Origin of the sequence: Bradyrhizobium sp. ISRA464 (genome assembly GCF_029910095.1) — a bacterium.
GTDB lineage: Bacteria > Pseudomonadota > Alphaproteobacteria > Rhizobiales > Xanthobacteraceae > Bradyrhizobium.
This window is the reverse complement of the sequence record NZ_CP094526.1, coordinates 3676282-3699711: the sequence shown is the minus strand read 5'-3', so window position 1 is coordinate 3699711 and position 23430 is coordinate 3676282. Positions and strand designations below refer to the sequence as shown.

General features: G+C 64.3%; 23 protein-coding genes. 15 read left to right on the top strand and 8 right to left on the bottom strand.

Annotated features, from left to right (window positions below; all coding sequences use genetic code 11):
* Nucleotides 1-112 precede the first annotated feature (112 nt).
* A complete protein-coding gene (locus MTX19_RS17315; protein WP_280984565.1) occupies nucleotides 113-352 on the bottom strand; it encodes a hypothetical protein in 240 nt (79 codons plus the stop codon).
* A gap of 227 nt (nucleotides 353-579) precedes the next feature.
* Here MTX19_RS17315 and topA point away from each other — a divergent pair, with 227 nt between their 5' ends.
* The 7 genes from topA (at nucleotide 580) to MTX19_RS17280 (ending at nucleotide 9446) form a co-directional block, all read left to right on the top strand.
* Nucleotides 580-3345 carry a type I DNA topoisomerase gene (topA, locus tag MTX19_RS17310; protein ID WP_280986078.1) on the top strand — a complete coding sequence of 922 codons (2766 nt, stop codon included), beginning with the start codon at nucleotides 580-582 and terminating at the stop codon, nucleotides 3343-3345.
* On the top strand, nucleotides 3346-5676 hold the full coding sequence (gene rnr, locus MTX19_RS17305; protein ID WP_280984564.1) for a ribonuclease R: 2331 nt from the start codon (nucleotides 3346-3348) through the stop codon (nucleotides 5674-5676). It abuts the gene before it with no gap.
* The gene (locus tag MTX19_RS17300) at nucleotides 5664-6104 is read left to right on the top strand and encodes a DUF983 domain-containing protein (RefSeq protein ID WP_280984563.1); all 441 of its coding nucleotides are present in this window, start codon (nucleotides 5664-5666) and stop codon (nucleotides 6102-6104) included. The genes rnr and MTX19_RS17300 overlap by 13 nt, the downstream gene beginning before the upstream one ends.
* A 36-nt stretch (nucleotides 6105-6140) precedes the next feature.
* Nucleotides 6141-6881 carry an NUDIX domain-containing protein gene (locus MTX19_RS17295; RefSeq protein WP_280977563.1) on the top strand — a complete coding sequence of 247 codons (741 nt, stop codon included), beginning with the start codon at nucleotides 6141-6143 and terminating at the stop codon, nucleotides 6879-6881.
* A gap of 306 nt (nucleotides 6882-7187) precedes the next feature.
* Nucleotides 7188-8513: an LLM class flavin-dependent oxidoreductase gene (locus tag MTX19_RS17290; RefSeq protein ID WP_280986077.1), complete on the top strand. Its 1326-nt coding sequence runs from the start codon at nucleotides 7188-7190 to the stop codon at nucleotides 8511-8513.
* Nucleotides 8514-8640: 127 nt separating this feature from the next.
* Nucleotides 8641-8808 (top strand): 50S ribosomal protein L33, encoded by a 168-nt coding sequence (rpmG, locus tag MTX19_RS17285; RefSeq protein WP_212499080.1) that lies wholly within the window; start codon nucleotides 8641-8643, stop codon nucleotides 8806-8808.
* Between the two features lie 107 nt (nucleotides 8809-8915).
* A complete protein-coding gene (locus tag MTX19_RS17280; RefSeq protein ID WP_280984562.1) occupies nucleotides 8916-9446 on the top strand; it encodes a hypothetical protein in 531 nt (176 codons plus the stop codon).
* On the opposite strand, the gene MTX19_RS17275 is transcribed toward MTX19_RS17280, so the two are convergent.
* The 3 genes from MTX19_RS17275 to MTX19_RS17265 all read right to left on the bottom strand — a co-directional run bounded on the left by MTX19_RS17275 (nucleotide 9443) and on the right by MTX19_RS17265 (nucleotide 12770).
* The gene (locus tag MTX19_RS17275; RefSeq protein ID WP_280984561.1) at nucleotides 9443-9571 is read right to left on the bottom strand and encodes a hypothetical protein; all 129 of its coding nucleotides are present in this window, start codon (nucleotides 9569-9571) and stop codon (nucleotides 9443-9445) included. The genes MTX19_RS17280 and MTX19_RS17275 overlap by 4 nt on opposite strands.
* A 72-nt stretch (nucleotides 9572-9643) precedes the next feature.
* Nucleotides 9644-11038: an ammonium transporter gene (locus MTX19_RS17270; protein ID WP_280984560.1), complete on the bottom strand. Its 1395-nt coding sequence runs from the start codon at nucleotides 11036-11038 to the stop codon at nucleotides 9644-9646.
* A gap of 499 nt (nucleotides 11039-11537) precedes the next feature.
* On the bottom strand, nucleotides 11538-12770 hold the full coding sequence (locus tag MTX19_RS17265; RefSeq protein WP_280986076.1) for an MFS transporter: 1233 nt from the start codon (nucleotides 12768-12770) through the stop codon (nucleotides 11538-11540).
* Nucleotides 12771-12903: 133 nt separating this feature from the next.
* Here MTX19_RS17265 and MTX19_RS17260 point away from each other — a divergent pair, with 133 nt between their 5' ends.
* Together MTX19_RS17260 and MTX19_RS17255 are read left to right on the top strand one after the other, a co-directional pair.
* A complete protein-coding gene (locus MTX19_RS17260; protein ID WP_280984558.1) occupies nucleotides 12904-13518 on the top strand; it encodes a TetR/AcrR family transcriptional regulator in 615 nt (204 codons plus the stop codon).
* A gap of 132 nt (nucleotides 13519-13650) precedes the next feature.
* Nucleotides 13651-14859, top strand: a complete 1209-nt coding sequence (locus tag MTX19_RS17255; RefSeq protein WP_280984557.1) for a serine hydrolase domain-containing protein — start codon at nucleotides 13651-13653, stop codon at nucleotides 14857-14859.
* A 103-nt stretch (nucleotides 14860-14962) separates the two neighbouring features.
* Here the strand turns inward: MTX19_RS17255 and MTX19_RS17250 are convergent, their stop codons facing one another.
* On the bottom strand, nucleotides 14963-16336 hold the full coding sequence (locus MTX19_RS17250; protein WP_280977554.1) for a PleD family two-component system response regulator: 1374 nt from the start codon (nucleotides 16334-16336) through the stop codon (nucleotides 14963-14965).
* Between the two features lie 15 nt (nucleotides 16337-16351).
* A complete protein-coding gene (locus MTX19_RS17245; RefSeq protein ID WP_280977553.1) occupies nucleotides 16352-16717 on the bottom strand; it encodes a response regulator in 366 nt (121 codons plus the stop codon).
* Between the two features lie 229 nt (nucleotides 16718-16946).
* Between MTX19_RS17245 and MTX19_RS17240 the strand changes: the two genes are divergently transcribed.
* A complete protein-coding gene (locus MTX19_RS17240; protein WP_280978089.1) occupies nucleotides 16947-17246 on the top strand; it encodes a DUF3572 domain-containing protein in 300 nt (99 codons plus the stop codon).
* On the top strand, nucleotides 17225-18541 hold the full coding sequence (locus MTX19_RS17235) for a DNA polymerase IV (protein WP_280984556.1): 1317 nt from the start codon (nucleotides 17225-17227) through the stop codon (nucleotides 18539-18541). The genes MTX19_RS17240 and MTX19_RS17235 overlap by 22 nt, the downstream gene beginning before the upstream one ends.
* 3 nt (nucleotides 18542-18544) lie before the next feature.
* Here MTX19_RS17235 and MTX19_RS17230 read toward each other — a convergent pair whose 3' ends face one another.
* Together MTX19_RS17230 and MTX19_RS17225 are read right to left on the bottom strand one after the other, a co-directional pair.
* The gene (locus MTX19_RS17230) at nucleotides 18545-18946 is read right to left on the bottom strand and encodes a RidA family protein (RefSeq protein ID WP_280984555.1); all 402 of its coding nucleotides are present in this window, start codon (nucleotides 18944-18946) and stop codon (nucleotides 18545-18547) included.
* 160 nt (nucleotides 18947-19106) lie between these two features.
* Nucleotides 19107-19973: a cell envelope integrity EipB family protein gene (locus tag MTX19_RS17225; protein ID WP_280984554.1), complete on the bottom strand. Its 867-nt coding sequence runs from the start codon at nucleotides 19971-19973 to the stop codon at nucleotides 19107-19109.
* A 260-nt stretch (nucleotides 19974-20233) separates the two neighbouring features.
* Here MTX19_RS17225 and MTX19_RS17220 point away from each other — a divergent pair, with 260 nt between their 5' ends.
* The 4 genes from MTX19_RS17220 to MTX19_RS17205 all read left to right on the top strand — a co-directional run bounded on the left by MTX19_RS17220 (nucleotide 20234) and on the right by MTX19_RS17205 (nucleotide 23335).
* A complete protein-coding gene (locus MTX19_RS17220; protein WP_280984553.1) occupies nucleotides 20234-20701 on the top strand; it encodes a RidA family protein in 468 nt (155 codons plus the stop codon).
* 3 nt (nucleotides 20702-20704) lie between these two features.
* Entirely contained in the window at nucleotides 20705-21457 is a 753-nt protein-coding gene (locus tag MTX19_RS17215) for a glycerophosphodiester phosphodiesterase (RefSeq protein ID WP_280984552.1), read from the top strand.
* Between the two features lie 154 nt (nucleotides 21458-21611).
* The gene (locus MTX19_RS17210) at nucleotides 21612-22859 is read left to right on the top strand and encodes a GNAT family N-acetyltransferase (protein WP_280984551.1); all 1248 of its coding nucleotides are present in this window, start codon (nucleotides 21612-21614) and stop codon (nucleotides 22857-22859) included.
* Nucleotides 22860-22912: 53 nt separating this feature from the next.
* Nucleotides 22913-23335, top strand: a complete 423-nt coding sequence (locus MTX19_RS17205) for an HIT family protein (RefSeq protein WP_280977546.1) — start codon at nucleotides 22913-22915, stop codon at nucleotides 23333-23335.
* Nucleotides 23336-23430 lie beyond the last annotated feature (95 nt).

Sequence of the window (23430 nt, the reverse complement as noted above, 5' to 3'; positions counted from 1 at the left end):
GCGTACGACGTCAGCCGCGGCGTATGAGTCCGGGCCTTTCCCGGGACGACGATGGCAACAACGCCTCGCGGTTGCGGGTCGCGGCTTTCGCAGGGACGACTCGGGAGAGCTCTCACGACAGCTTGCGCCGGCTGCGCAAGCGCAGTTGCTCGTCGGCTTCCAGCCGCGCCATGGCAAGCAGGCGGTCAAGGACCTCGAATTTGTGGCGTTGGGCGAGTTTCGCGAGTTCGGTCGCAGCCGCTCCAATCAGGACCAGGACGTCATCCGGGCTGCCCTCCCCACCTGTCTCGTCGCCTGCCGATCGCTGCCGGCCGGACGCTGTCCGCTTCCGGCCGCCTCCTGCCCTGATCAAGAAGCCCCTTCCATTCCACCCGATGGAACAACAGATACGCCCTTTCCGGCCACAACTCTAGGGCGCATTTTTCAACCTTTGAGGTAGGATTTTGCTACCCAAACCTGCCCTTTCAATATCTGTCGATTTGACAGGGGCCGCCTCAGCACCCATGTTCGCCCCGAAACGGCGGGCCGCGAGTCTAGCGGAATCCGCCTTTAAGTTTTCCCGTAAGCTATTGGAATGACATGAATATCGTCATTGTGGAGTCGCCGGCCAAGGCCAAGACGATCAACAAATATCTGGGGGCCTCCTACGAGGTCCTGGCGTCGTTCGGCCATGTCCGCGACCTCCCGGCGAAGAACGGTTCCGTCGATCCGGACGCCAATTTCCAGATGATTTGGGAGGTGGACGCCAAGGCTGCCGGCCGGCTGAACGACATCGCCAAGGCGCTGAAGGGTGCCGACCGCCTGATTCTCGCAACCGACCCTGATCGCGAGGGCGAGGCGATCTCCTGGCACGTGCTGGAGGTGATGAAGGAGAAGCGCGCGCTGAAGGACCAGAGGGTCGAGCGCGTGGTGTTCAACGCCATCACCAAGCAGGCCGTCTCCGAGGCGATGAAGGCACCGCGCCAGATCGACGGCGCGCTGGTCGACGCCTACATGGCGCGCCGTGCGCTCGATTACCTGGTCGGCTTCACCCTCTCCCCGGTGCTGTGGCGCAAGCTGCCCGGCGCCCGCTCGGCGGGCCGCGTGCAGTCCGTCGCGCTGCGGCTGGTCTGCGACCGCGAGCTTGAGATCGAGAAGTTCGTCCCCAGAGAATACTGGTCGCTGATCGCCACCCTGCTCACCCCGCGCGGCGAAGCCTTCGAGGCGCGCCTGGTCGGTGCCGACGGCAAGAAGATCCAGCGGCTCGACATCGGCTCCGGCGCGGAGGCCGAAGACTTCAGGAAGGCGATCGAGGCCGCCACCTTCAAGGTCGCAACCGTCGAGGCGAAGCCCGCGCGGCGCAACCCGCAGGCTCCCTTCACCACTTCGACGCTGCAGCAGGAAGCCAGCCGCAAGCTCGGCTTCGCGCCGGCGCACACCATGCGCATCGCGCAGCGTCTTTATGAGGGCATCGACATCGGCGGCGAAACCACCGGTCTCATTACCTATATGCGAACCGACGGCGTGCAGATCGCCAACGAGGCCATCACGCAGGCGCGCAAGGTGATCGGCGAGGATTATGGCAACGCCTATGTGCCGGGCGCTCCGCGCCAGTACCAGACCAAGGCCAAGAACGCGCAGGAAGCGCATGAAGCGATCCGCCCGACCGACCTGTCGCGCCGTCCCGCCTCGATCGGCCGCCGGCTCGACCCCGACCAGGCGCGGCTCTATGAGTTGATCTGGAAGCGCACGATCGCCAGCCAGATGGAAGCGGCCGAGCTCGAGCGCACCACCGTTGATATCGAGGCGAAGGCCGGCGCGCGCGTGCTGGAGCTGCGCGCTTCTGGTCAGGTCATCAAGTTCGACGGCTTCCTCGCACTCTACCAGGAAAGCCGCGACGACGAGGAGGATGAGGATTCGCGCCGCCTGCCCGCGATGAGCGAGGGCGAAGCGGTGAAGCGCCAGAGCCTCGCCGTCACCCAGCACTTCACCGAGCCGCCGCCGCGCTTCTCCGAGGCCTCGCTGGTGAAGCGGATGGAAGAGCTCGGCATCGGCCGTCCCTCGACCTACGCCTCGATCCTGCAGGTGCTGAAGGATCGCGGCTACGTCAAGCTGGAGAAGAAGCGGCTGCATGGCGAGGACAAGGGCCGCGTCGTGGTCGCGTTCCTGGAGAACTTCTTCTCGCGCTACGTCGAGTACGACTTCACCGCCGACCTCGAGGAGCAGCTCGACCGCATCTCCAACAACGAGATCTCCTGGCAGCAGGTGCTGAAGGATTTCTGGGAGGATTTCATCGGCGCTGTGAATGACATCAAGGACCTTCGCGTCGCCGAAGTGCTCGATGCGCTCGACGAGATGCTGGGTCCGCATATCTACCCGCCGCGCGCCGATGGCGGCGATCCCAGGCAGTGCCCGACCTGCGGCACCGGACGACTCAATCTGAAAGCCGGCAAGTTCGGCGCCTTCGTCGGCTGCTCCAACTATCCGGAGTGCCGCTACACCCGCCCGCTTGCGGCCGACGGCGCCGAGAGCGCCGACCGTATCCTCGGCAAGGACCCCGAGACCGGGCTCGACGTCGCGGTGAAGGCCGGCCGCTTCGGGCCCTATATCCAGCTCGGCGAGCAGAAGGATTATGAGGAAGGCGAGAAGCCGAAGCGCGCTGGCATCCCGAAGGGCACCTCGCCCGGCGATGTCGATCTCGAGCTTGCGCTGAAGCTCCTCTCGCTGCCCCGCGAAGTCGGCAAGCATCCGGAGACCGGGCAGCCGATCACCGCCGGCCTCGGCCGCTTCGGGCCGTTCGTCAAGCACGAGAAGACCTATGCCAGCCTCGAGGCCGGCGACGAGGTGTTCGACATCGGGCTGAACCGTGCGGTCACGCTGATTGCCGAGAAGGTCGCAAAAGGTCCGAGCGGCCGCCGCTTCGGCGCCGATCCCGGCAAGCCGCTTGGCGATCACCCGACGCTCGGTGCGGTCGCGCTCAAGAACGGCCGCTACGGCGCCTATGTCACCGCGGGCGGCGTCAATGCGACGATCCCGAGCGACCGCGCACCCGACGAGGTCACGCTCGCGGAAGCGATCGCGCTGATCGACGAGCGCGCGGCCAAGGGCGGCGGCAAGGCGAAGGCCAAGAAGACGAAGGCGGCCAAGCCCGCCAAATCCGAGGCAAAGTCCGCAAAGGCCAACGGCGATGCCGAGGCCAAGCCCGCCAAGAAAGCCGCGGCCAAGAAGGCCGCAGCGAAGCCGAAATCGGACGCGACCAGCAAGGCGCGCGCGCCGGTCTCGTCAGGCGCCAAGACCTCGGCCGCGAAGCCCGCGGCATCAACCAAAGCGCCCGCGAAGAAGAGCGCCGGCAAGGCAAGAGGATAAGTGAAACGAAAACCCGACCATGGCTTTCCCGCCCGGGACGCCATCGTCGCCTTCATCCGCGCCAATCCAGGCAAGGTCGGCACCCGCGAGATCGCGCGAGAGTTCGGCCTGAAGAACGCCGACCGCGTCGAGCTGAAGCGGATCCTCCGCGAGCTCGCCGAGGACGGCACGGTGGCCAAGCGCGGCCGCAAGATGCACGAGCCGGCCGCGCTGCCGCCGACCGTGCTTGCAGACGTCACCGGCCGCGACAGCGACGGCGAATTGATCGCCACGCCCGCCGAGTGGGACGCCGAAGAGAACGGCAGCGCGCCGAAGATCCGCATCGAGACGCCGCGGCGGCCGAAGCCCGGCACCGCGGCCGGCGTCGGCGACCGTGCCCTGTTGCGGGTCGAAATCACCGATGAGCGCGACGGCACGCCCTATCGCGGCCGCGTCATCAAGATCATCGACCACGCGAAGAGCCGCATCCTCGGCATCTTCCGCAGCAACCCTGACGGCGGCGGACGGCTGATCCCGGTCGACAAGAAGCAGGCCGGGCGCGAACTCAATATCGCCAAGGCCGACACCGCCGACGCCAAGGACGGCGATCTCATCGGCGTGGACCTGATCCGCGGCCGCGGCTATGGGCTCGGCTTCGGCCGCGTCAAGGAGCGTCTCGGCTCGATCGCGAGCGAGAAGGCGATCAGCCTGATCGCGATCCACACCCACGACATCCCGCAGGTTTTCTCACCCTCGGCGCTGCGCGAGGCCGAAGAGGCAAAGCCTGCGACGTTGCAGGGTCGCGAGGACTGGCGCGACGTGCCACTCGTCACCATCGATCCGCCGGATGCCAAGGATCATGACGACGCCGTGCACACCGAAGTGGACCCCGATCCGAACAACAAGGGCGGCTATATCGTCCATGTCGCGATCGCGGATGTCGGCTTCTATGTGCGGCCGGGCTCCGCGCTCGACCGCGACGCACTCCAGCGCGGCAACTCGGTGTATTTCCCCGATCGCGTGGTGCCGATGTTGCCCGAGCGCATCTCCAACAACCTCTGCTCGCTGGTGCCGGGTGAGCCGCGTGGCGCGCTCGCGGTGCGCATGGTGATCGGTGCCGACGGCCGCAAGCGCTCGCACACCTTCCATCGCGTCTTGATGCGCTCGGCGGCAAAGCTCCATTACGCGCAGGCGCAGGCTGCGATCGACGGCAGGCTCGACGACACCACCGGTCCCCTGCTCGATCCGATCCTGAAGCCGCTGTGGTCCGCCTACGAGCTGGTCAGGCTCGCGCGCAACGAGCGCGATCCGCTCGATCTCGATCTGCCCGAGCGCAAGATTCTCCTGAAGCCGGACGGCACCGTGGATCGCGTGATCGTGCCGGAGCGGCTCGATGCGCACCGGCTGATCGAGGAGTTCATGATCCTCGCCAACGTCGCCGCGGCCGAGACGCTGGAGAAGAAGGGTCTGCCGCTGATCTATCGCGTGCACGACGAGCCGACCCAGGAGAAGATCCACAATCTCCAGGAGTTCCTGAAGACGCTCGACCTCCCCTTCACCAAGTCGGGCGCGCTGCGCGCCTCGCAGTTCAACCGGGTGCTCGCGCAAGTCTCCGGCGAAGACTACGAACCGCTGGTCAATGAAGTGGTGCTGCGCTCGCAGGCGCAAGCCGAATACTCCGCCGAGAATTACGGCCATTTCGGCTTGAACCTGCGCCGCTATGCGCACTTCACCTCGCCGATCCGACGCTACGCCGACCTGATCGTACATCGCGCGCTGATCCGCGCGCTCGGCCTCGGCGAAGGCGCGCTGCCTGCGGACGAAACCGTGGAGACGCTCGCCGAGATCGCGGCGCAGATTTCCGTCACCGAGCGTCGCGCCATGAAGGCGGAGCGCGAGACCGCCGACCGGTTGATCGCGCATTTCCTCGCCGATCGCGTCGGCGCCAGCTTCCAGGGCCGCATCTCCGGCGTGACGCGTGCGGGCCTGTTCGTGAAGCTCGACGACACCGGTGCCGACGGCCTGATCCCCATTCGCACGATCGGCAGTGAATATTTCAACTATGACGAAACGCGCCACGCGCTGATCGGCTCGCGCAGCGGAACCATGTACCGACTCGGCGACGTCGTCGACGTGCGCCTGGTCGAGGCCGCGCCGGTGGCCGGCGCGCTGCGCTTTGAGCTATTGTCCGATGGTCAGGCAATTCCGCGCGGCAGAAAACGCGAGAGCGCCGGAGCCGAGCGCCGCGCCAACGCGCATAAGGAGCGGAAAGCACGCAGCAAGAAAAAGGATCGCAAGCCGGCGAAGCAGAAGTCCGGCAAATCGAAGCGAGGCAAATCATGGAAACGGTGACCCCGCCCACGGTGGTCTGGACCCGCGACGCGGCGCAAACCGAGAAACGCGACCTGTGGAGCGCGATGAAGCGCGGGTTCCGCGGCCGCTGCCCACGCTGCGGTGAAGGCAAACTGTTTCGCGCGTTCCTGAAGTGCGACGGCCACTGCCCGGTCTGCGACCTCGATTTCACCCCGCATCGCGCGGACGACCTGCCCGCCTATCTTGTCATCGTAATTGTCGGCCATATCGTGGTACCGACCGCGCTGTGGATCGAGACCAATTTCTCGCCACCGGTATGGCTGCAGCTTGCGATCTATTTGCCATTCACGCTCATCGCATCGCTGGTTCTGCTCCAGCCGGTCAAGGGAGCCGTGATCGGATTGCAATGGGCATTGCGCATGCATGGCTTTGACGAAAATGCCCCTAGCGACATCCCGCCGGTCTAGCTAAACCGGACAACAAGAAGAACCGAAAGGGATGAAATGACTGAGACCGCCGCTGTCGTCCACCAAGGCGAAAAAGAAGCCGATCATCATCCGTACTTCCGGCCGAAGGATGCGGCGACGCTGATCCTGATCGACCGCTCCGGAGCAAAGCCGAAAGTGCTGGTCGGCAGGCGCCACGACAAGGTGGTGTTCATGCCGGGCAAGTACGTCTTCCCGGGCGGGCGCGTCGACAAGGCCGACAACCGCGTTCCCGTTGCCGCGCCGATTACGCCGGAATTGGAAGCCAATCTGCTCAAGGGCAGCCCGAAGATCACGCCCGGCCGCGCACGCGCGCTCGCCAACGCAGCAATCCGCGAAGCCTGCGAAGAGACCGGTCTCTGCCTCGGCCGCAAGGTCGAGAAGACACCAAAGCTCAACGGACCCTGGGCACCGTTCGCTGACGCCGGGCTCCTGCCCGATCCGTCCGGCCTGTTCCTGATCGCGCGCGCGATCACGCCGCCCGGCCGCGTCCGCCGCTTCGACACGCGGTTCTTCACGGCCGACGCCTCGACGATCGCTCATCGCGTCGAGGGCGTGGTGCATGCCGATGCAGAGCTGGTCGAACTGGTGTGGGTCGAGATCGGCTCCGAGCCGCTCGCCGACGCGCATGCGATGACCAAGAACGTGCTCGCCGAGCTCGACCGCAGGCTCGCGACCGGCCCGCTCCGCCACGACGCGCCGGTGCCGTTCTTCCACTTCTACGGGGGCAAGATGCAGAAGGACATTTTGGGGGCGTAGGAAACGCCCTATTACCGTCAGTGCGAGGAGCTCGCGACAAAATTGCAAAATTGCAAAGCAATTTTGCGCTGAAGCGACGAAGCAATCCATGGTCCAGCAAACGGTGAGATAGATTGCTTCGCGGAGCCTGTCATCGGGCGCGCATTCGCGCGACCCGTTGGCTCGCGATGACGACGGTAGAAGCGACTGCGGACTTATCCTCCGACCGTCCCTCAAATTGCAAAATTCTTCTGGCGCCGTCGGGATGGCGCGTCGCGGACGGCCTCCCTATCTGTTCTGAAAACGACAACCACGACGGAACGGGCAATGGCGAAGCGTCAACTCAAGCTCGGCGCGTTCATGCGGCCGATCAGCATCCACACCGGTGCCTGGCGCTATCCGGGAGCCTGGCCCGACGCCAATTTCAACTTCGCCCACATCAAGCAGCTGATCAAAAAGCTCGAGGCCGGCAAGTTCGACGCCTTCTTCATGGCCGACCATCTGGCCGTGCTCAACATGCCGATCAATGCGCTGAAGCGCAGCCACACCGTGACCTCGTTCGAGCCGTTCACGCTGCTGTCGGCGCTCTCTTCCGTCACCGAGAATATCGGCCTGATCGCGACCGGCTCGACCACCTTCGATGAGCCCTATCACGTCGCCCGCCGCTTCGCCTCGCTCGACCACATCTCCGGCGGCCGCGCCGGCTGGAATATCGTGACGACATCCAATCCGGATGCCGCGCTGAATTTCGGGCTCGACGATCACATGGAGCACGCCGAGCGCTACAAGCGCGCCCGCGAGTTCTATGACGTCGTCACGGGCTTGTGGGACTCCTTTGCCGATGACGCTTTTGTGCGCGACGTCGAGTCCGGACTGTTCGTCGATCCCGAGAAGATGCACGTGCTCAATCACAAGGGCAAATATTTCTCCGTCCGCGGCCCGCTGAACATCGCCCGGCCCTTGCAGGGCTGGCCGGTCATCGTGCAGGCCGGCGCATCCGAGGATGGCAAGCAGCTTGCGGCCGAGACGGCCGAAGCCGTCTTCACCGGCGGCGGCAGCCTCGCCGACGGACAGAAACTCTATGCCGACATCAAGGGGCGCATGGAGAAGATCGGCCGCAATCCCGAGCATCTGAAGATCCTGCCCGGCGCTTTCGTCGTAGTCGGCGACAGCGTCGAGGAAGCAAAGGAGAAGCGCGCGCTGCTCGACAGCCGCGTGCATTACGACAGCGCGATCGCCTCGCTCTCGGTGATCCTCGGCACCGACGCTTCCGGCTTCGATCCCGACGGGCCGTTGCCGCCGATTCCCGAAACCAACGCCAGCAAGAGCGGCCGGCAGCGCCTCGTCGACGTCGCCGCGCGCGACAAGCTCACCGTGCGCCAGCTCGCCCAGCGGGTCGGCGGCTATGGCGGACTCGCTTTCGTCGGCACGCCGCAGACCATCGCCGACCAGATGGACGAATGGTTGACGAGCCGCGGCAGCGACGGCTTCAACATCATGTTCCCCTATCTGCCACAGGGGCTGTTCGACTTCGTTGACAGGGTCGTCCCCGAATTGCAGAGGCGCGGGATATTCCGCAACGAGTACGAAGGGCGGACGCTGCGCGAGAATTTGGGCCTGCCGCGGCCGAAAAACCGCTTCTTCGAGGGTTAATCGGCCGGAATCGGATCGGTTTGGAGCCGGAAATCCTTGACTTTGGACCGTTTGTGGCTAGTTTCCGGGCCAAACGCGGGCCGATTTGGCCGGCTCCTGATTACCCCTGCATTTTCGAGGTTTGCACATGGCCAAGGCGGTCACCATCAAGGTCAAGCTCGTGTCGACGGCCGACACCGGTTACTACTACGTCGCCAAGAAGAATTCGCGCACCATGACCGACAAGCTGGTCAAGAAGAAATACGATCCGGTCGCGCGCAAGCATGTCGAGTTCAAGGAAGCCAAGATCAAGTAAGATTGCCTGGTATGGATGTTCAAACGGGGCCTTCGCGGCCCCGTTATTGTTTTGCAGCCGTGCGTCCTCCCCTATGCTTCCCGCTCCGGCCCGGGCATAGGGTTCACATGATCGCAACCTTGCAAGAGGGAAGTGTCGGCGGCTACTCTGTCGCCTACGGACGCGAGGACACCTACTTTCCCGTGTACATCACGGCTGCCCTGGCCGCGATCTTCCTGACCGCCACGTGGATCACGGGCGCCTTCTACTGGCTGGCGCTCGCGGCGGCAGCGGCCGGCTTCACCTACTACAACATTCCCCTGCTCGAGGCCGGCCGGCCGACCATCGGTGCCAATCAGTACGGCATCTTCATCCAGGCCCTCGGGTTGATCCGCTGGCGCGCCATCGAACGCATCGATCTCGTTCAGATCGCCGAGCGGGCGATGACCGTCCATGAGTTGCAGATTGCGCTCAACGTGCCGCTCGGCAGCGCGCTTGTTGCCGACTGGCGCAAGCGGCCGATGCATCGCCTGCTGATGCGCCTGCCCTGGCGCATGGACCACCGTGGCATAGTGCGCGTCAACCTGGAGCCGTTCGACCGGGCGCCCGATGACATCCACCGGACGTTCCTGAGAATGTGGCGCTACTACCGGAGCTAGCCGCCGAATGCCTCATCCCGCAGATGCGCATCCGCGACGCGCGCATCGGGATTGTGTGTGATGGTCATGAACCATATGAGGCTGAAGAACAGCGACCACGCTGTGTTCCAATAGAACCAGTTCATGGGAGCACCTCGAACAGGTTTGACCCGCGGGGCCGGCAGCGATCGCCCGCCCCGCGGAATGCCGCCCCATTCCTACTGCACCACTTCGCCGTGCAGGGCGAGGTCGAGACCCTCGCGCTCGATGTCCTGCGTCACGCGGAGGCCGACGAAGAAATTGACCACGAACAGGATGATCAGGCTCACCACGGCATCGTAGATGAACACGGTAGCGACGCCGATGCACTGATTGAAGAACTGGCCGACATTCCCTTCCAGAACGCCCGCCGTTCCGCCGTATTGCTCGACCGCGAACATCCCGGTCAGCAGCGCCCCGACGATGCCGCCGATCGCATGGACACCGAAGCAATCCAGCGCATCGTCGTAGCTGAACATGCGCTTCAGCCCGGTGCATCCCCAGTAGCAGAACACGCCAGCGGCAATGCCGATGGCAAAGGCCCCGACCGGCCCGACAAAGCCGGAGGCCGGTGTAATCGCCACGAGACCGGCCACCGCGCCCGAACAGATGCCGACGACGGTCGGCTTGCCCTTGAGCGCCCATTCCACCAGCATCCAGGTGAAGCCGGCCACCGCCGTGGCGATCTGCGTCACCAGCATCGCCATGCCGGCTTGCATTCCCGCCGTGACGGCAGAGCCGGCGTTGAAGCCGAACCAGCCGACCCAGAGCAGCGAGGCGCCGATGAAGGTCAGCACCATGTTGTGCGCCGGACCGGTCTCGCTGCGCCTGCCGAGCATGATCGCGCACATGAGGCCTGCGACGCCGGCGTTGATGTGCACCACCGTGCCGCCGGCGAAGTCGAGCACCTTCACCCATGCGGCGTCGTTACCCGCCGAAAAGATCCCGTCAGGCCCCCAAACCCAGTGGGCGATCGGCGCGTAGACGAAAATCGCCCAAAGCCCGATGAACCAGAGCATGGCCGAGAATTTCATCCGCTCGGCAAATGCACCGGCAATCAGCGCGGGGGTAATGATGGCAAAGGTCATCTGAAAGCAGATGTAAACGGACTCCGGAATGGTCGCGGCCAGTGGATTGGGATTGCCAATCCCGCCCTTGCCGATGTCGCTCAGGATGTTCTTGAGAAACATGCGATCGAGGCCGCCGATGAACGGAGTGCCGGCTCGAAATGCCAGGCTGTAGGTGAGGACGGCGAACAGAATGGTGACCAAGCAGGTGACGGCGAAACTGGTCATCACCGTGTCGCCGACATTCTTCTTGCGCACCATGCCGCCGTAGAACAGACCCAGCCCCGGGACCGTCATCATCAAGACGAGCGCGACGGATGTGAGCATCCACGCAGTGTCTCCGGAATTCGGCGTGCACTTCTCGAGAATCTTGCCGCCGCAGGCCGGCGGCGCCGCGTCGTCAGCCAGCGCGAGGTCGCTGAACAGCACGCAAAGCAACGCCACTCCCAAGACAGCAACTACGATCCGCACGAGCCTTTGGCGCGTGTATGTCGCTAACTCCATCATTGTCCTCCCGTCGCAAGAGATGTCGGTGTTCAGAGCGTGCGCAGAGCACTCGGCGGTCGAACGCCGAGCGTCGAATTGCCCGTTCAAGGCGTCTCGAAGCGCCGCGACGCGCGCGGCGCCAGGCGGAATGGTCGCGGCAGCATGGTGCGGGACCGGAGGCTCAAGCGCTCCCCGCGCGGCGGCGCGGCAAAGGCCGTCGTGCTCGGATGGCCGGAGATAAACGGCGACCAGCCTCATCGCGGCCGGCCTTTCCCATGGGTCCCCAGGCCGGAAACCTCAGCGACGTTTTCCGGCACCATTTCTAGCCAGATTCAATCAAGATTCATGCCATCGGCGGGGACAATGCAGCGCATTGAATATGCTTCAATTTCAATCGATGCACAGAAGAGCCCGCCGCCCTCCTGCATGTTCTTGCGGCAATCAACAGATTAAAAAATCGGCAGAGATTGAGGGCTGCCGCCTTGTTCGGCAGCCGTCAATCCTTCCGGGGGAGCAGAAGCTAGGCAGTCTTGAGCAGCGGCGGTTGCGACGGCCGGATCAGTGCGAACGCCAGTTGGATGATGCCGCCGGTCAGGCCGAGCGCGACGCCGATGCGCCACGCCATGGTGTAGGAACCGAACGTGTCATAGATCACCCCGCCTCCGTAGGCGCCGAGGAAGCTGCCGATCTGGTGGCTCATGAAGGCGAGGCCCTGGATCATCGCCTGCCAGCGCAGACCGAACATCTCGGCGACCGCGCCCGCAGTCAGCGGGCCGACGCCCATCCAGAGGAAGCCCATGATGGCGCCGAACAGCAGCGTGGATGCTGGCGTTGCCGGCAGCATGAAGTACCAGGCGAGCGCCAGCGAGCGCAGGATGTAGATCGCCCCGAGCAGCGCGAGCTTGTTCCAGCGCTGGCCGGCCCAGCCGAAGAACAGCGAACCCAGCACGTTGAAGCCGCCGATCATGCCGAGCGTCTGCGCGCTCAGCATCGGATCGAGGCCGCAGATCGCGAGATACGACGGCAGATGCGTGGTGAGGAAGACGAGTTGCATGCCGCAGACCATGTAGGCGCAGGTCATCACCACGAAGGATGCGTTGCTGAACGCGGTCTTTGCAGCCGTGACGGCGGTCGCATTGCCGATATCGTCGCCGGCAGGCTTCGGCAGCGGAATCCTGTCGACGCGGCCAGCGTACCACGCCGCCGGGATCATCGCGACGGAGAGGATCACGAAGCCGGCGAGCCCGATGCGCCAGCCGAATCCCTCATTGAGCATCTGGCCGATCGGCGCCGACACCAGCGCGCCGAGCGAGCCCGCGGCGGATACAATTCCGAGCACCGTGGAGCGGACCGTCTCCGGCACTGCGCGCGCGGAAACCGACATCGCGATCGCATTCGCCGTGCAGGCGAGCGAGGTGCCGATCAGCACGCCGGCGCCGATCATGATGCTGATGAGCCCATGCGCGGTGGTCATCAGCACGAGGCCCGCAATGTAGGCCAGCGCGCCGGCCACCATGATCGGGCGGAAGCCGTAACGCACCGTCATCGCGCCGGCCATCGGCTGCAGAAAGCCCCAGGCGAGGTTCTGCACCGCCAGCGCCAGCGTGAAATCGGACACCGAGATGTGGATGTCATGCGTCAGCGGCTGCAGGAAAATGCCGAGGCTCTGGCGCAGCCCCATGCTCAGCGTGAGCATCATGGATGCGCCGATCAGGATAGGAAGCGTGGGTCGCAGGACCTGCAACAAGGGCATTGTTTTTGTTCTCCCGTTCGGGCAGGGCACGAAAACCGCAGCCTGCGCTCCCCGTATGTTTTAGTTACACAGACCTGTGTACTTAGGCTATACAAGGGCCCTGCTGTCAAGCGAAGAGGATCACGGCCGACGCATGGCATCCCCGCCTCCCAAACAGACCATGAAGGAACGAATCCTGGAGACCGCTGACAGGCTGTTCTACCTGCAGGGCATTCGCGCCATCGGCGTCGACACCATCGCGGCCGAGATCGGCATCTCCAAGCGCACGCTCTACAACCACTTCCCTTCGAAGGACGCGCTGATCTCGGCCTATCTCGAGCGCCGCTTCGTGCAGCCTCGCCCATCCGACAAGCCTCCTGTCGAGCAGATCCTCGCAACCTTCGATTCGCTGGAGCGGCACTTTTCGTCCAGGGATTTCCGCGGCTGCCCGTTTGTGAACGCGGTGGCCGAGCTCGGACCGGAGGACCGCAGTGTCCGCAACATCGCCATTGCCTTCAAGGAAAGCCGCCGTGTCTGGTTTCGCGATCTACTGAAGCAGCTCCGCGTCGCCGATGCCGAGCGGCTTGCGACGCAGCTCGTGCTGCTGGTCGATGGCTCGATCGCGCAGGATCTGGTGCGCGACGACCCCGCGATGGCGCGTGCGGCCAAGGAAGCCGCGCGGGTGTTGCTGGCAAATGCCGGAGTCGACGTCGGCCAATTCGGCCCGGCGGACAAGCCGAAGGTCGCGGCGAAGAAGCGCGGCGGCTGAATCCGGTTGCGTCTCGACCGACCGTTTGGTTGTTAGCGTTGACGACGCGTGACGAGATCCCCAACTGGATATTCCGTCAGGCGAGATTGTCGACGACCACGCGAACGGCCGCGGCACACGAGGGGAGCGACCATGGACGATCTGAAGGTGACCGCAACCGGCTACGATTTCGCGCCGGCACGCGCGGCCATGCAGCGCTATATCGATAACAATCTCCTGTCCGGCATCTCGTCCGCCGTTATGGTGGGTCGCGAGCTCGTCGATGTAAGCTGCGTCGGCTGGGCCGACAAGGAAGCGCAGATTCCGCTGCGGACCGACCACATCTTCCGGGTCTTCTCCAACACCAAGTTGATCGCCTCCTGCGCGGCGCTGTTGTTGTTCGAGGAAGGCCGCTTTCAGCTCGACGATCCGATCGAGACCTTCATCCCGCAACTCGGCAACCGCAAGGTGTTGCGGCCGGGCGCAACGTCGCTCGACGACGCCGAACCGGCGCAAACCTCGATCACTATCCGTCACCTGCTCAGCCACAGCGCGGGCCTCAGCTATGGCCTGTTCGATCCGGGCACGCCGATCTTCAAGGCTTACAACGAGCGCAAGATCCTCAACCCGATGACGACGCTTGCCGACATGGTCGACAATTTGGCGGATCTGCCGCTCGTCTTCCATCCCGGAACGTCGTGGGAATATTCGGTTGCCATCGACGTTGTTGCGCGTCTGGTCGAGGTCGTCAGCGGCCAGCCGTTCGACAAGTTCATCAAGGTGCGGATTCTCGATCCGCTCGGCATGGTCGACACTGGCTTCTTCGTTCCGGAGAAGGACCACAACCGGCTCGTTGCCTATTACGCCGGCGCCGATTTGATGGATCCGATGAAGCCGGGACTGACACGCACCGACAACTCGCCCTATCCGGGCGCGTATCTGCGCCCCGTGCCGCGCTTCAATGGTGGCGGCGGTCTTGTTTCCACCCTGCCCGACATGGTGGCGCTGATCCGCAGCCTGCTACCCGGCGGGCCGACGCTGCTCAAGCCGGAGACCATCGCGCAGGCGATGACCAACCAGCTCGCGCCGGGACAATGGATTCGTTTCGCGACGATGGGCGAGCAGCCCGGCAAGGTCTACTGCCTCGCCGGCGGCGTGATCCTCAATCCCGCTTCGCCGCTCGACCATCCCGACGCAGCAGGCGAACTCTATTGGGGCGGTGTCGCGGGCACGCAGTGGTGGATCTCGCCGAAGGCGAACGTCGCCGGCGTGATGATGGCACAGCGGCAGATGGCGTTCGTCCATCCGTTTGCGTTCGAGTTCAAGCGGATGGCCTATGACGCAGTGAGGCGCGGGCGTTAGGAGTATTTGGTAGCCCGGATAGAGCGCAGCGAAATCCGAGACGCTCGTGCAAGCGACGAATGACCCGGATTGCGCTTCGCTGCATCCGGGCTACGAGATCGCACTACGCCGCCGCCGAGACGACGCGGTTGCGGCCGTCGTGCTTGGCGCGATAGAGCGCGGTGTCGGCGCGCTTGATCACGTCAGTAACCTGTTCGCCCTTGCGCTCCAGCGTGGCGAGACCGATCGAGATCGTGACCGAGATGCGCTTGCCGCCCTTGTCGACGGCAAAGGGCTCGCCGGCGATCGAACGACGCAGACGCTCAGCGACCATACCGGCGACATGCAAGTCGGTCTCCGGCATCACGATCACGAACTCCTCGCCGCCATAACGGCAGGCGAGATCGATGCCGCGGATCGACTTGCGGATGCGGGTGGCGAATTCGCGCAGCACGTCGTCGCCGGCATCATGACCGTAGGTGTCGTTGATCGCCTTGAAGTAGTCGATGTCGAGAATCATGAGTGCCAGCGGCTTGCCGCGCAGCGAGGCCTGCTCCGCGAGCGTGGCCAGATGGCTTTCCATGTAGCGGCGGTTGTTCAGGCCGGTCAGCGCGTCCGTGATCGCCATCTCGATCGAGTTCTGCACGTTGTCGCGCAGGTGGTCGGTGTAGCGGCGACGGCGGATCTGGGTGCGCGCACGTGCCAGCAACTCGTTCTTGTCGACCGGACGCAGCAGGTAGTCGTTGACGCCGATCTCCAGTCCACGCATCAGCCGCGTGTTGTTGTCGGCGTCCGAGATCGCGAGGATCGGGACCTGCCGGGTGCGCTCCAGCGACCGCGCCTGGCTGCACAGGCGCAGGCCGTCGTAATTGTCGAGGCTGAGCGACACGATCAGGAGGTCGTAATTGCCCTCCGCCGCGTGGAACAGCGCTTCGGACGGATTGGTTTCGACATCGACGGTATGCTCGGCGGCGAGGATCGGCGCCAGCTTCTCGTAGGACGACGGGCGGTCGTCGACCAGCAGGATGCGGCCGCCCATCCCCTTGTCGGCGATCGCGCTGCGCTCGGGCGCCCGCATGCCGATCTCGAGCGAGGTGATGGCGCGCATGCGCAGCTCATCGGTCATCATCTTCAGCCGCGTCAGCGAACGCACGCGCGCGATCAGCACGACGTCGGAGACCGGCTTGGTCAGGAAATCATCGGCGCCAGCTTCGAGGCCGCGGACGCGGTCGGCGGGACTGTCCAGCGCGGTGATGATGACGACCGGAATGAAATGGGTCGCCGGATTGGACTTCAGCCGACGGCAGACCTCGAAACCGTCCATGTCGGGCATCATGACGTCGAGCAGGATGATGTCGCATTCGGCGCGCGCGCAGATTTCCAGCGCCTCGGTCCCGTTGGAAGCGGTCAGCACGTCGAAATATTCGGCCGACAGGCGAGCTTCCAGCAGCTTGACGTTCGCCGGAACGTCATCGACGACGAGGATACGCGCGGACATCGAACCACCACTCCCCTATCCGATAAAGCGTCGGACAGTCTCAATGAATTTGCCGACCGAGATCGGCTTGGACAAATAGGCCTCGCAGCCGCCCTCGCGGATGCGCTCTTCATCGCCCTTCATGGCGAAGGCCGTGACTGCGACGACCGGGATCGCGCGCAGATCGGGATCGTCCTTGATCCAGCGCGTGACCTCGAGGCCGGAAACCTGGGGCAATTGGATATCCATCAGGACGAGGTCGGGACGCAGCTTGCGAACGAGGTCGAGCGCCTCGAACCCATTGCTGGTGCCCGAGGTGTGATAGCCATGCGCTTCCAACAGATCGCGAAAGAGCTTCATATTGAGCTCGTTGTCCTCCACGATCAGGACGGTTTTGGCCATCCCGTCCCTCCCAAAGCTCGGAAACGGGCCCGGCTGCGGCACCTCACGCACCGCGCTCGGGGCGCGTCGAAAATGTGAATTCAAACTAGCGCCAGAATCGCTCTAACCCGTTAACCCCCAAGTCAACTTCCGTAGTGTGGTTTCCGTTTGCTTGAATACGAACGGAAGACTCGGGCATGATGGGTCTCTCAATAGAGATCATAAGTTAACGGAAAGGCAAATCGGCGCGTTGAAAAAGCCTGTTCACAACCCTCGGGAAGTCGCTGAAATCGTTGCGATTCAGGCGTTGAGCTTTATTGCCGGAGATCCCGAGCGGCTGGGCCTTTTCCTGGCCGAGACGGGGATCGGTCCGGAGACGCTGCGCAATGCCGCAGCCGATCCTCAATTTCTTGCGAGCGTGCTCGATTTCGTGATGCGCGACGATGCGACCGTGAAGGCCTTTGCCGACGCATCGGAACTGCACCCGACCAACATCGCCGCCGCCCGCCAGGTGCTGGGCGACCGGAAGTGGGAGCGCGACGTGCCGTGACCGCGGCGTCGGCACCTCTCGACGGCCCCCTCAGTTTCTGCCGGGACTGTCTCGGCGACCTCGATATCAAGACAAAGCGGTGCAGCCATTGCGGCTCGCCGCGGCTGGTGCGTCACCGCGCCCTTCCCGCGCTCGCGCTGGCGCATATCGACTGCGACGCGTTCTATGCAACGGTCGAGAAGCGCGACAATCCTGATATCGCCGACCGGCCGGTCATCATCGGCGGCGGCAAGCGCGGCGTCGTGTCGGCCGCCTGCTATATCGCCCGCACCTATGGCGTCCGCTCGGCGATGCCGATGTTCAAGGCGCTGGAACTCTGCCCGAACGCAACCGTGATTCCCCCGGATATGGCGAAATATGTCCGCGTCGGACGCGAGGTCCGCCACGCCATGCAGGCGCTGACGCCGCTGGTCGAGCCGCTGTCGATCGACGAGGCTTTCCTCGACCTCTCCGGCACGCAGCGTGTCCATGGCATGATCCCGGCCAAGGTGCTGGCCAAATTCGCACGCGAGGTCGAACGCGACATCGGGATCACGGTGTCGGTCGGCCTGTCCCGCAACAAGTTCCTGGCCAAGATCGCCTCCGATCTCGACAAGCCCCGCGGCTTCGCGGCGCTCGACCAGGACGAGGCCCGCGAGATGCTCGCGGACAGGCCCGTCGGCTTCATTTACGGCGTCGGGCCGGCGACGCAGGAGAAGCTGATCCAGCGCGGCTTCCGCATCATCGCCGACCTGCAGCGCGCCGACGAGAACGAGCTGATGAAGCAGTTCGCGAGCGAAGGCCGCAGGCTGTGGCGGCTCGCACGCGGCATCGACGACCGACGCGTGGTTCCCGATCGCGGGGCCAAGACGATCTCGAGCGAAACCACCTTCGAGACCGACATCCGCGACTTCGCAACGCTGGAAAGGCTGCTCTGGAAACTGTCGGAGAAAGTTTCGGCGCGACTGAAGACCAGCGAACTCTCCGGCTGTACCATCACGCTGAAGCTGAAGACCGCGGACTTCCGCCAGCGCACCCGCTCGCAGTCGATCCAGACCCCGACGCAGCTCGCCGCCAAGATCTTTGCGGTGTCGCGCGAGATGCTGGCAAAGGAGATCGACGGCACCGCCTTCCGCCTGATGGGCGCCGGCGTCAGCGCGCTGCGGCCAGGCTCGCAGGCCAACGACTCCGACATGCTCGACCGCCGCTCCGCCCATGCCGAGCGCGCGATGGATAATCTACGCAAGAAGTTCGGCAATGCCGCCGTGATCCGCGGCATTGCCTATGAGGGTCCGGCAAAGCCGGCGGAGGAATAAAACTCAATCGACGACAGCCACCGCCTCGATCTCGATCAGCCATTCCGGGGCCGCGAGCGCGGTGACGCCGACCAGCGTGCTCGCCGGCGGCTCCATGCCTTCGAAGAACGCGCCGCGTGCCTTGCCGATGATCGGGCGGAGCTCGGGCTTGTAGCCGACGACGAAGGTCGTGATCTTCACGATGTTGGCGTAGCTTGCACCGGCGGCCTTCAGCGCCATGCCGAGGTTCTGCATCACCTGCGTCGTCTGCGCGGCAAGATCGCCCGGACCGACTACCCGTCCCTCCTCGTCGACCGACACCTGTCCCGAAATGTAGATCGTGCGCGCGCCCGAGGCGACGACCACGTGAGAATATGCCGGATTGTGGTGAAGGCCGCTGGGACGAAGATGTTCGAGCTTGCTCATCATGTGCCTCCCTGACACGCGTTATGGACGGGAAGCCTATCCGGGGCCGAGACTTTCGACCAGAGAGCTCGTCATTCCGGGGCGATGCGAAGCATCGAACCCGGAATCTCGAGATTCCGGGTCTGGTCCTTCGGACCATCCCGGAATGACAACCTAGTTGTCACTTGCAGGGCTTGGAATTCCTGACGTCGAACTTGTCCATCGCGCCCGAGATCACGAAATCGTTGTAATCGAGCACCAGCGCGCGGGAGACGCCGTTCTCATAGAGCTCGAACGACATCGCATAGACCGGCGTCTGCTCGCCGTCGGTCGCCTTGGCGTCGCGATCGTAATAGCTCACCGTCACCGGCCAGCGCGTCATGGACTTCATCACGTCGCTAGCCGTCGACGGATCGGGCGACGTCGGGGCGTGATCGCCCGGGATCGCTTTGCCGATCACCGCGAGCGTGTTGTAGACCTTTTGGCCATTGTCGGAGCCGTCATACACGGTCAGCTCAAGCACCGACTTGCCCTCGCGCGCCGCCGCGATAATGCGCTTGATCTGCTCGGTCGGGAACACGACCTTGCCGTCGAGATCGAAGGTCTTCTTCACCGGCTGCGTCAGCTTCACCGTGATATGGTCGCCGACCCGCTCGGCTATGCCGTCGACCGGCGCGGATTCGCTGTCGTTCATGCGGGTGTCGATCTTGAAGCGGTAGCTCTTGCCGGCCGCGTCCTCCCAGGACGTCGAGCGCAGATCGGAGAGCGTGACCTTGCCTTCGCCGCTGTCGAGCTCGGACACCTGGCGGAATTCGGAGGTGTAGCCTTCGCAGGAACTGCCGGAAAAAGTGTAGAGGATGCGGCCGCGCGCATCGCTGACCGAGTTGTTGCCGCGCGACTTGACGAGGCTGAGATCGTAGAGCGCCTGGTGCGCGAGAAACGGCCCGCTTGCGGCCGCAGCGGCCGGCCCTTGGGCCAAACCTAATCCTGCAGCAACGGCGATCGTCAGTACCAGGGCACGCGACGCAGTCCGGGACGGCAGGATCATGGATTTTCCTCGAGGGGGGAACGAATCGGCACAATAGTGACGGCCCTATTGCGCCGCAACTGGGGCAAGGTTCACAAAAAGGTAACGGACGGATACGGAAATGCCGGCTTTTTTCAGCGGCCTTCCGTGAGAGTTCGCACGGATCGGGAAGAAATGTCGGCAGGGTTCCGTTCGCTTGCAAGCGTGGGCGCGATGGACGAAACAAGGCGCGGCCTGAGCGCGTTTCAGGCAGCGAATCATCCAACCCAGGGACGAAAAAAATGGCGGGTACGGTCGAACAGAAGCTGGCGTCACAAGGGATCACACTTCCGCAGCCCGCCTCCCCGGTGGCGAACTATGTGCCCTTCGTCCGCAGCGGAAATCTGCTGTTCGTGTCGGGCCAGGTCTGCTTCAACGCGGAAGGCAAGCTGATCGCCAAGGGCAAGCTCGGAGCCGGCGTCACCCTCGAGCAAGGCACGGCCGCGGCGCGCGGTTGCGGCATCAATCTGCTTGCGCAGGTCAAGGCCGCGCTCGGCGATCTCGACAAGGTCGTGCGTGTGGTGCGGCTCGGCGGCTTCATCAATTCCGCGCCCGACTTTCTCGATGGACCGAAGGTTCTCAACGGCGCCTCCGACCTGATGGTGGAAGCCTTCGGCGATAAGGGCCGCCACGCCCGCACCACGGTCGGCGTCGCCTCCCTGCCCGCGGATGCGGCGGTCGAGGTCGAGGGCATTTTCGAAGTCGCCTGACGCATGCGAGCACCTGATTGGCTGACCAGGCGGCCGGTCGCGCATCGCGGCCTGCACGATGCCGCACGCGGCATCATCGAAAACATGCCGGCCGCGGCCAATGCCGCGATCGCGGGCAATTTTGCGATCGAGTGCGACATCCAGCTCACCGCCGACGGCGAGGCGATGGTGCATCACGACGATGCGCTCGGCCGCCTCACCGAAGGCTCGGGCCTGCTCCTGACCAAGACCGCGGCCGAGCTGAAGGCGGTGAAGTTCAAGGATACGTCCGAGCAGATGATGACGCTCGGCGATCTCTGCGCGCTGGTCGCCGGCCGCGTGCCGCTGGTTGTCGAGGTGAAGAGCCATTTCGACGGCGACCGCAAACTGGTGCGGCGGATGGCCGAGGTGCTGTCATCCTACTCCGGCCCGGTGGTCGGGATGTCCTTCGATCCCGATCAGGTGCTGGCGCTGCGCGAGGCCATGCCGAACCTGCCGCGCGGCATCACCGCCCAGCGCACCTATGACGACGGCTACTGGACCAAGCTGCGGCCGGCGCAGCGCGACAGCATGCTCTATCTGCGGCACGCCTTCAGCACCCAGCCGCATTTCGTCGCCTTCTGGGTCAACCAGCTGCCGGCGCCGGCGCCCTGGATCGCCCGCAACGTCTTCGGCTGCCCGCTGCTGGCCTGGACCGTGCGGACGGCGGAACAGCGCGAGCGCGCGGCGCGCTACGCCGACCAGATGATTTTCGAGGGATTCGTTCCGGGAACCTGACATGCCCCCTGCAGCCTTGAAGTCGTCGCTGCGATGCACGATCTTTGGGGCGGTCACCATACGCGATGGTTGATCGCAGGAGCATGATCCGGAGAAGCGGAAGCCAGTCTTCCGCAAAGGTCGTGCTCGAACGAGGCACCGGTCTTCATTCTCGATGGCGTCTTCTGAAATCACCCTCGAAGCTGTTCCAGATATCAGCGACATCCCTGCCGCTGAATGGGACGCGTGCGCCAATCCGAAAGGCGATCCGGACAGCCCAGACAATCTCGATACGCTGGCCTCAATCGATCCCGCAGGCAACTGCGAGGCGATCTCAAAGCCCGGCTATAACCCGTTCGTATCTCACGCCTTTCTCGCCGCCGCAGAGGCATCCAATTCAGCTTGCGCCCGCACCGGCTGGGGTCCGCGGCATCTCGTGGCGAAGCTCGACGACGAGATCGTCGCCGTGGTGCCCTGCTATCTGAAATCGCACTCGCAGGGCGAATACGTGTTCGACCGCGGCTGGGCCGAGGCCTATCACCGCGCCGGCGGCAGCTACTATCCGAAGCTCCAGGTGTCCGTTCCTTTCACGCCTGCGACCGGTCCACGGCTATTGATCCGCGATGGTGTCGACCGCGAGCTGATTGGCTCGGCGCTGGCGCGCGGCTTGAGGGCGCTCTGCAACGCCACCGAGGCCTCGTCCGTGCATGTGACCTTCGCCCGCGAGGACGAGGCAAAGTTCCTCGGCGAGCACGGCTTCCTGCAGCGGACCGACCAGCAGTTCCACTGGCACAATGCCGGCTTTGCGACCTTTGACGATTTCCTCGCCACACTGAACTCGCGTCACCGCAAGGCGATCAAGCGCGAGCGCCGTGAGGCGGTCGCCGCCGGGATTACCATCGACTGGCTGACCGGTTCCGAGATCACTGAGGAGGCGTGGGACGCGTTCTTCGAGTTCTATATGGAGACCGGCTCGCGCAAATGGGGCCGGCCGTATCTGACCCGAAAGTTCTTCTCGTTGATCGGCGAGAGCATGAGCCAGGACGTGCTGCTGGTGATGGCCAAGCGCAACGGGCGCTGGATCGCGGGCGCGATCAACTTCATCGGCTCGGATACGCTGTTCGGCCGCAATTGGGGTGCGATCGAGCATCACCCGTTCCTGCATTTCGAGGTCTGCTATTACCAGGCGATCGATTTCGCGATCCAGCACGGCCTCAAGATCGTTGAGGCCGGGGCGCAGGGCGAGCACAAGCTGGCGCGCGGATACCTGCCGCAGACCACCTATTCGGCGCACTTCATCGCCGATCCGGCGCTGCGCCGCGCCATCGCCGATTACCTCAAGCGCGAACGCGCCTATGTCGCCGAGGTTGGCCGCGAACTCACCGAGGCCGGTCCCTTCCGCAAGACGGCCGACGACGCTTGACGTTTTGACCTCGACCGAGACATTAAAGCGCCAAAACTTGAGGAGCCGCCGACATGCCCGCCTACGATAACAACAACATCTTCGCAAAAATCCTGCGCGGCGAGCTGCCCTGCTACAAGGTCTATGAGGACGAGCACGTCTTCGCCTTCCTCGACATCATGCCGCGCTCACCCGGGCACACACTGGTGATACCGAAGGTCCCTGCCCGCAACATCCTTGACATCAAGCCTGATGATTACGCCCATGTCGCGCGCGGCACCCACAAGATCGCGGCCGCCGCGATGAAGGCGTTCGAGGCCGACGGCATCACCGTGCAGCAGTTCAACGAGCCCGCCGGCGGCCAGGTGGTCTTCCATCTGCATATGCATGTGATGCCGCGCCAGGACGGCGTCGCGCTGCTGCCGCCCGCCAGCCGCAAGGAAGAGGCCAAAGTGCTCGAGGCCAGCGCGGCCAAGCTGATCGCGGCGTTGAAGTAGGCCGCGCCACGCGCCAAAGTTCGTAGCCCGGATGAAGCGCAGCGTAATCCGGGACTCTTCGCGCGTTGTCGCACCGCCCCCGGATTTCGCTCCGC